The sequence below is a fragment of the Mycobacterium sp. E3298 genome, assembly GCF_001666895.1.
GTDB lineage: Bacteria > Actinomycetota > Actinomycetes > Mycobacteriales > Mycobacteriaceae > Mycobacterium.
The window spans coordinates 1-7016 of record NZ_LZJB01000047.1; the positions used below are offsets into that span (position 1 = coordinate 1).

At 67.6% G+C, this 7016-nt stretch carries 4 protein-coding genes; all 4 read left to right on the plus strand.

Going from position 1 to position 7016, the window contains the following annotated elements; translation table 11 throughout:
• The first annotated feature begins 181 nt into the window (after nucleotides 1–181).
• Entirely contained in the window at nucleotides 182–3337 is a 3156-nt protein-coding gene (locus tag A9X05_RS01680) for an adenylate/guanylate cyclase domain-containing protein (RefSeq protein ID WP_067778737.1), read from the plus strand.
• A gap of 42 nt (nucleotides 3338–3379) precedes the next feature.
• Nucleotides 3380–4213: an SDR family oxidoreductase gene (locus tag A9X05_RS01685; protein WP_082954948.1), complete on the plus strand. Its 834-nt coding sequence runs from the start codon at nucleotides 3380–3382 to the stop codon at nucleotides 4211–4213.
• A 56-nt stretch (nucleotides 4214–4269) separates the two neighbouring features.
• Nucleotides 4270–5667, plus strand: coding sequence for a DUF2252 domain-containing protein (locus A9X05_RS01690; RefSeq protein ID WP_067754164.1), 1398 nt, complete (start codon nucleotides 4270–4272; stop codon nucleotides 5665–5667).
• A gap of 95 nt (nucleotides 5668–5762) precedes the next feature.
• A complete protein-coding gene (locus A9X05_RS01695; RefSeq protein ID WP_067778734.1) occupies nucleotides 5763–6920 on the plus strand; it encodes a Zn-dependent alcohol dehydrogenase in 1158 nt (385 codons plus the stop codon).
• The last annotated feature ends 96 nt before the right edge of the window (nucleotides 6921–7016 follow it).

Below are 7016 nucleotides of genomic sequence, written 5' to 3' on the forward strand. Positions count from 1 at the left end.
GCCGTTCTTCGGGACGGCAATCCGGCACACCGGTCACCCGCACCATCCGGGGCCAGACGCCTAGTCGCGGCCCTAGCGCCGGCAGTCCAGCAAAGTGCCAATACCCACGCTTCACCGGGGCAGGCCGCCTATTCTCTACAACTGGGGTGGTACGACCTGGATGGGTGGTGCTCACGTGACGATGTCCACCGTGGCGTGCCCATCATGCAGCGCTCAACTGCGCGCCACCGCCAAGTTCTGCGACGAGTGCGGATCGCAAGTCACGGTCAGTCCGGCGGCCGCGGAGTACAAGCAGGTGACCGTACTGTTCGCCGACGTCGTGCACTCGATGGATATCGCCGCCGCGGTGGGCGCGGAACGGCTGCGCGAGATCATGGGCGAACTCGTCGAGCGCGCAGCGGCGGTCGTTCAGAGATTCGGCGGCAGGGTGGACAAGTTCACCGGCGACGGGATCATGGCAGTGTTCGGCGCCCCAATCGCATTGGAGGACCACGCTTTTCGCGCCTGCCTTGCGGCGCTCGGGATCCAGGACGAGACCAGACGCGTGGCGGGCGAAGTCGCGCGCAGGGACAAGATCGAGCTGCAGCTACGGGTTGGCCTGAATTCGGGTCAGGTGATCGCCGGCGAGATCGGATCCGGCGCTCTGGGGTACACGGCCATCGGCGAGCAGGTGGGAATGGCCCAGCGGATGGAGTCGGTCGCGCCCCCGGGCGGGGTGATGCTCAGCGAGTCCACCGCGCGGCTGGTCGACGACGCCGCGACCCTTGCGGATCCAGAGATGGTGTACATCAAGGGAGCCAAGGACCCGGTCCCCGCTCGCCGCTTGATCGCTGCCACGAGCCAGCACAGCCAGCGCAAAGACCCTCATTTGGTCGGGCGCACATGGGAACTCAACACCATCGCCGGCATCCTCGATGAGGCGGTCGGCGGGGCAGGATGCGTCATCGATGTCGTCGGACCGCCAGGCATCGGCAAGAGCCGTACCGTCCGCGAATCGGCGGCATTGGCGAAGAGCCGCGGGATGGACGTCATCACCGTGTACTGCGAGTCCCACACCAGCGATATTCCGTTCCACGCGGTGACGGGGTTGTTGCGCGCCGCCCTCGGGGTCGACGGGCTGGGCGACGCGGCCGCACGGGCGCAGCTGGAAGCCAGGTTCCCGAACGCCGACAGTGAGGATCTCTGGCTGGTCGACGACCTGCTCGGCATTGCGGATCCCACGGTGGAAGCGCCCAACATCGAGGGTGACGCCCGGCGGCGGCGTCTCACCGCGCTCGTGACCGCCGCATGGGTGAATCGCCGTGGCTCGGCCCTCTATGTGATCGAGGATGCCCATTGGATCGACCAGGTCAGCGAGTCGATGCTCGCCGACTTTCTGACGGTGATCCGGCAAACCCGCTCGATGATGCTGATCACCTACCGGCCCGAGTATCAAGGCGCGCTGGCGGCGATTCCGGGCGCACAGACGATCGCGTTGCGTCCGCTGAACAACACCCAGACCGTGGCGCTGATCGGCGAATTGCTCGGCACCGATGCCTCGGTGCGCGGGCTCGCGGAAGTCATCTCCGAACGGGCGGGCGGCAATCCCTTTTTCGCCGAGGAGATCGTGCGCGACCTCGCGGAGCGGGGTTCGATTCGCGGCGAGCGCGGTTCCTACCTGCTCCACGGAGAGATTGCCGACATCACCGCCCCGCCGACATTGCACGCCGTCATCGCCGCCCGCATCGACCGCCTCAGCTTCCCGGCCAAACGCACCCTCTGCGCGGCCGCGGTGATCGGAACGCGGTTCAGCCCGGACCTGGTCAGCGCGCTGGGCGTCGAACCGGTCCTCGACGAACTGGTCAAGGGCGAGCTGATCGACCAGGTCGCGTTCACCCCGAAGGTCGAATACACGTTTCGGCATCCGCTGATCCGGTACGTGGCCTACGAATCGCAACTGAAGTCGGACCGCGACGAGCTGCACCGCCGGCTCGCCGCCCTGATCGAACAGCGCGAGCCGGAATCAGCCGACGAAAATGCCGCACTGATCGCAGAACACCTCAAAGCGGCGGGTGATCTGCATGCGGCCTTCGACTGGTACATGCGGGCGGGAACGTGGTTGAGACACCGCAACATGGCCGCCGCGCGGGCGAGCTGGCGGCATGCGCGCGACGTCGCGGACCGCCTACCCGCCGCCGACACCGAGCGCGCCGCGATGCGGATCGCGCCGCGGACGCTGCTCTGCGCCAGTTCCTGGCTGACCGGCGGCACCATGGCAGACACCGGATTTGACGAACTGCGCGACCTGGCGACCGCCGCCGGCGACAAGGTGTCGCTGGCGATGGCGATGGCCGGATGGCTGCCGGCGCTGATCGTGCACGCCCGGTTCGGCGAAGCCGCACAGTTGGCCTCGGAGCTCGAGAGCCTGCTCGACTCGATCGGCGACCCGACCTTGATTCTCGGGCTGCTCTACGCGGCGATGCCCACCAATCTTCAGCGTTGCGAGATGACCGAAGCCCTACGCATCGCGCAGCGGGCGATCGAGCTGGCCGACGGTGACGCGACCAAGGGCAATCTGATCATCGGCTCCCCGCTGGCCGGCGCGACAGTGCTCCGGGGCTGCGCCCGGTGCTTCCTCGGCGATCCGGACTGGCGGGTTGATCTCGATACGGGCGTGACGATGGCCCGCGCATTCGAACCGGCGTTGCGCGCGATCATGCTGCTGTTCAAGTACAACCTGATCCCCTACGGGGTCTGGTTGCCCGACGCGGCCTCCCTGCAGGAGACGGCCGAGATGCTGGACATCGCGGAGCGGTCCGGTGACGATCTCACGCTGGCCTGCGCGCGGTACGTGCACGGCGTCGCCCTGTTGAGCTACGACGGAGGCTCACGCGAAGAGGCCTTCGCCCTGCTTGCCGCCGCGCGTGAGGCCGCCTTGCAAGAGCGCTTCACGCTGGGCGCGGACACGCTGGTGAACCTCTTCATCGCCAATGAGAAGTTGCGCATCGGCGACCTTGACGCTGCGATCGACCTCTTGCGCCCCGCCATCGAAGAGCAATACGACAGATCCGACTTCCTCAGTCTCGGCGCCACCACCGCCGCGCTGGCAGAAGCGCTGCTGCGCAGGGGTGGCGCCAGGGACCTCCCTGAAGCGCAAGAGGCCATCGACCGGCTGGCGGCGATGCCGACCGAACCCGGATTCGTGCTGCATGACCTGTGGCTGCTGCGGATGCGCGCGCTCGAGGCGCGGGCCCGCGGCGACGGCGCAACTTATCGGGACTACCGAGACCGCTATCGCGCCATGGCCAATTCGCTTGGCTTCGAAGGGCATATCGCGTGGGCCCGGGCAATGCCCTAACCCAGGTGCGCCCTCAATCACGCTGCGTATACGGTCCTCGGTATGACTCGAGTTTCGGTGATCACCGGCGGCGCGGGCGGCATGGGTCTGGCCACGGCCAGGATCGTCGGCCGCGACCACACCCTGGTCCTGTGCGACGTCAGGCAGGACCGGCTGAAGGCGGCGGCCGCGGCCCTGGAAGAGCTCGGCATGGTGCCCACGGCCGTCGACTGTGACGTCACCGACCGGGCGGCGGTCGTCGATCTGCTCCATACGGCCAAGGGTCTTGGCACGCTCGCGTCGGTCATCCACACCGCGGGTGTGAGCCCCAGCATGGGTCCCGCGGACTACGTCATGCGGACCAACGCGCTCGGCACGCTCTACGTCAACGAGGCTTTCTACGAAGCGGCCGGTGAGGGCGCCGTGATCGTCAACGTGGCGTCGATGGCGGCCCACGTCCTGCCCGCGGAAATGGTCCCGGTGGACCAGTTTCCGCTGGCGCTGCGCGATGCCGACGCCTTCCTGGAGGCGCTGATGACGACCTGCGACATCGTTCCCGAGGAAGCGCGATCCGGGATCGCCTACGCGGTCAGCAAGAGCTTCGTGAAGTGGTACAGCCAGTCGCAGGCGGAGAGATTCAACGGGCGCAGGCTGCGCATCGTCTCGGTTTCACCGGGGTCGATCGACACCGAGATGGGCAGGCTCGAGGAGCAGGCGGGCGCCGGCGCAATGGTGAGCAACGCCGCGGTCCCGCGGTGGGGTAAGCCCGAGGAGATGGCAGAGCTGCTTGCGTTCTGCGCCAGTGACAAAGCGGGCTACCTCACCGGCACCGACATACTCAACGACGGCGGCGTGATCGCCTCGATGACCGAGCGAGCCCGAGTCGCCGCCGGCTGAGGGCTTCGGGGTCAAAAGCCGACCCCGGCCCCGGCGTCGCTACCTATGCTGAGCGGATGCCGCAACGGGTGCTGCGTGAACGTCTGATCGATCTGGAAGAGCCGAGCAGGGATACGGCGCGCGGTCGGGCGCTGCGCAAGGAGGTGCCGCGGCGCGCGCTCGCACAACTGACTCCATCCGACCGGTCGGCCACCGAAATCCTGGTGGCTCAAAACGCCGGGCGCCTACCGGATCTCGTCCCGCTGCGGTTCGCCCGGATGCTCGCCGATCCGTTCTCGTTCTACCGCGGGTCGGCCGCGGTCATGGCCGCCGACCTCGCCGCCTGCCCGTCGAGTGGAATCGAAGTGATGTGTTGCGGTGACGCCCACGTGTCCAACTTCGGGATGTATGCCGCCCCGCACCGCTCAATAGTGTTCGACCTGAACGATTTCGACGAGGCGGCCGTCGCTCCGGCCGAGTGGGACGTCAAACGGCTGATCACCAGCGCGATCGTCGGTGGGCGCCATGCGGGTTACGGGGCCAAGGCAATCCGCCGCTGCGTCGAGCAGGCGCTGGTCGGCTATCGAACCAGCCTGCAGGCAATGCTCGCCATGGACGTGCTGGACCGCTACTACCTGCGGGTGGAACCGGAGCGCTACACCGAAACGGTGTCCAAGGGGTTGCTTGACGTGATCCAGAAGACGACGTCCCGGGCGCGCACCCGGACTTCGGCGCGAGTCTTCAAACAGCTCACCGAGATCGGCCCCGACGGCACACCGCGGCTGCGTGAGGCGCCACCGGTTTTGCAGCATGTCGATGAGGATGTCGAAGCGGTGCTGATGGAGTCGATACAGGAATATCTGGCAACCGTTCCCGCCGACGTCGCGCTACTGCTGTCGCACTTCCGGGTCACCGATATGGCGCTGCGGGTTGTCGGGGTCGGCAGCGTCGGCACCCGGTGCTACCTGCTGATCCTGGTGGGCCCCAGCGGCACCCCGCTGATTTTGCAGATCAAGGAGGCGACCCGATCGGTGCTCGACGAATTCGGCGGTTGGCCACAGCCGGCTACGCTGGCGGCGGCCGTCGGCGCAACGGGCCAAGGGATGCGCGTCGTCGACGGCCAGCGGATATTGCAGGCGATGTCGGACGTGTTCCTCGGGGCGACGCGCAAAGACGACCGCGACTACTACGTTCGCCAGTTCCATGACATGAAGGGCAGCGTCGACACCGAGGGAATGTCGGCCGATACCTTCGTCGATTACGTGACGGCCTGCGCGGTGCTGCTCGCCAGGGCGCACTCCCAAAGCGCGAACGCGTCGATGTTGCACGGATACTTCGGCACCGGTGACGGCGTGCAGAACGCGGTGGCCGAGTGGTCTTACAGCTACGCCGAGAAGTCGCTCGACGATTTCCACCAGTTGAGAGCGGCGGCCGCGGCCGGCGACATCGAGGTCGCCGCGAACCCTGCCCGATAAGTCGGACCGTTGGCCGGCGGGCCACCCTCGCAAAATCAATCAATTGATAGTATTTGTGCCGCGGTGAGGGCCCCATAGAAAGGCGGCACCAATCGATGCGAAGCCGCGCGGCAATCCTCTACGACTACGGCCGTCCGTGGTCGGTCGAGGAGTTCACGCTGGATCCGCCGAAAGCCTGCGAGGTCCTGGTGCAACTGGCCGCCGCCGGGCTCTGTCACTCCGACGAACACATCCGGCAGGGCAGGCTGGCCCCGCCGGCAGAGACGTTGCGCGCCATGGGATTACCCGCCATGTCGCCGGCCATCGGGGGGCATGAGGGTTCCGGTGTGGTGGTCGAGGTCGGCGCGGGCGTAGCGGGGTTCGCACCGGGCGACCACGTGGTGACGTCCTTCGTCGCGGTGTGCGGCCGGTGCAGGTGGTGCGCGTCGGGGATGGAGTACCTGTGCGACACGGGGTCGGGGACCCTGGCGCCAGGCATGCCGACGGACGGCACCTTTCGCCATCACACGGTCGACGGGCGGAACCTCGGCCACGTTTCCAAGATCGGCGCGTTCGCCGAACACACTGTGGTCGCGGCGGATTCGCTGGTAAAGATCGCTCCCGACTTTCCGCTGGTGCCCGCAGCGCTGCTGGCGTGCGCGGTTCCCACCGGTTACGGCTCGGCCGCCCGGCGTGCCGGGGTGCGGGGCGGTGACACGGTGGTGGTGATCGGGACCGGCGGAATCGGCACCGCGGCCGTTCAGGGCGCCCGCATCAGCGGGGCGGCCCGGATTGTCGCGGTCGATTCGAGCGACTACAAGCGCACCTCCGCAGCGAGATTCGGCGCCACCCATACCGCCGCGACGGCTACGGACGCGCTCGAGCTGGTGCGCGACCTGACCCGCGGCGTGATGGCCGACGCGGTCGTGGTGTCCCCCGCCATGATCGGCGATTCCGACGTCGCGGCGGCGCTGGCGCTCACCCGCAAGGGCGGCACCTGCGTGCTGACGGGGCTGCCCGCGCCGGCAACCAACTCGATCGCGCTCGCCCTGCAAGACTTCATCCTGATGAACAAGACGTTGTGCGGCACGGTGTTCGGGTCGTGCAATCCCAGGAGCGACATCGCGCTGCTGGCGACGCTTTACGAGTCCGGTCAGCTACTCCTCGACGAGATGATCACCAAGCGCTACCGGCTCGACGACATCAATGCCGCCTACGCCGACCTGAGCGCCGGCCACCTGATCCGGGGCGTGATCGACTTCGGCCTGCGCTAGCCCCGCCGGCCGCTTGTCGGTGCGGTGCGACCAGTCGCGCCTGCGCAGCCTCCACGTTCGCCGGGCGTACTCCAGTTCCGTGTATGGCCACTGGGT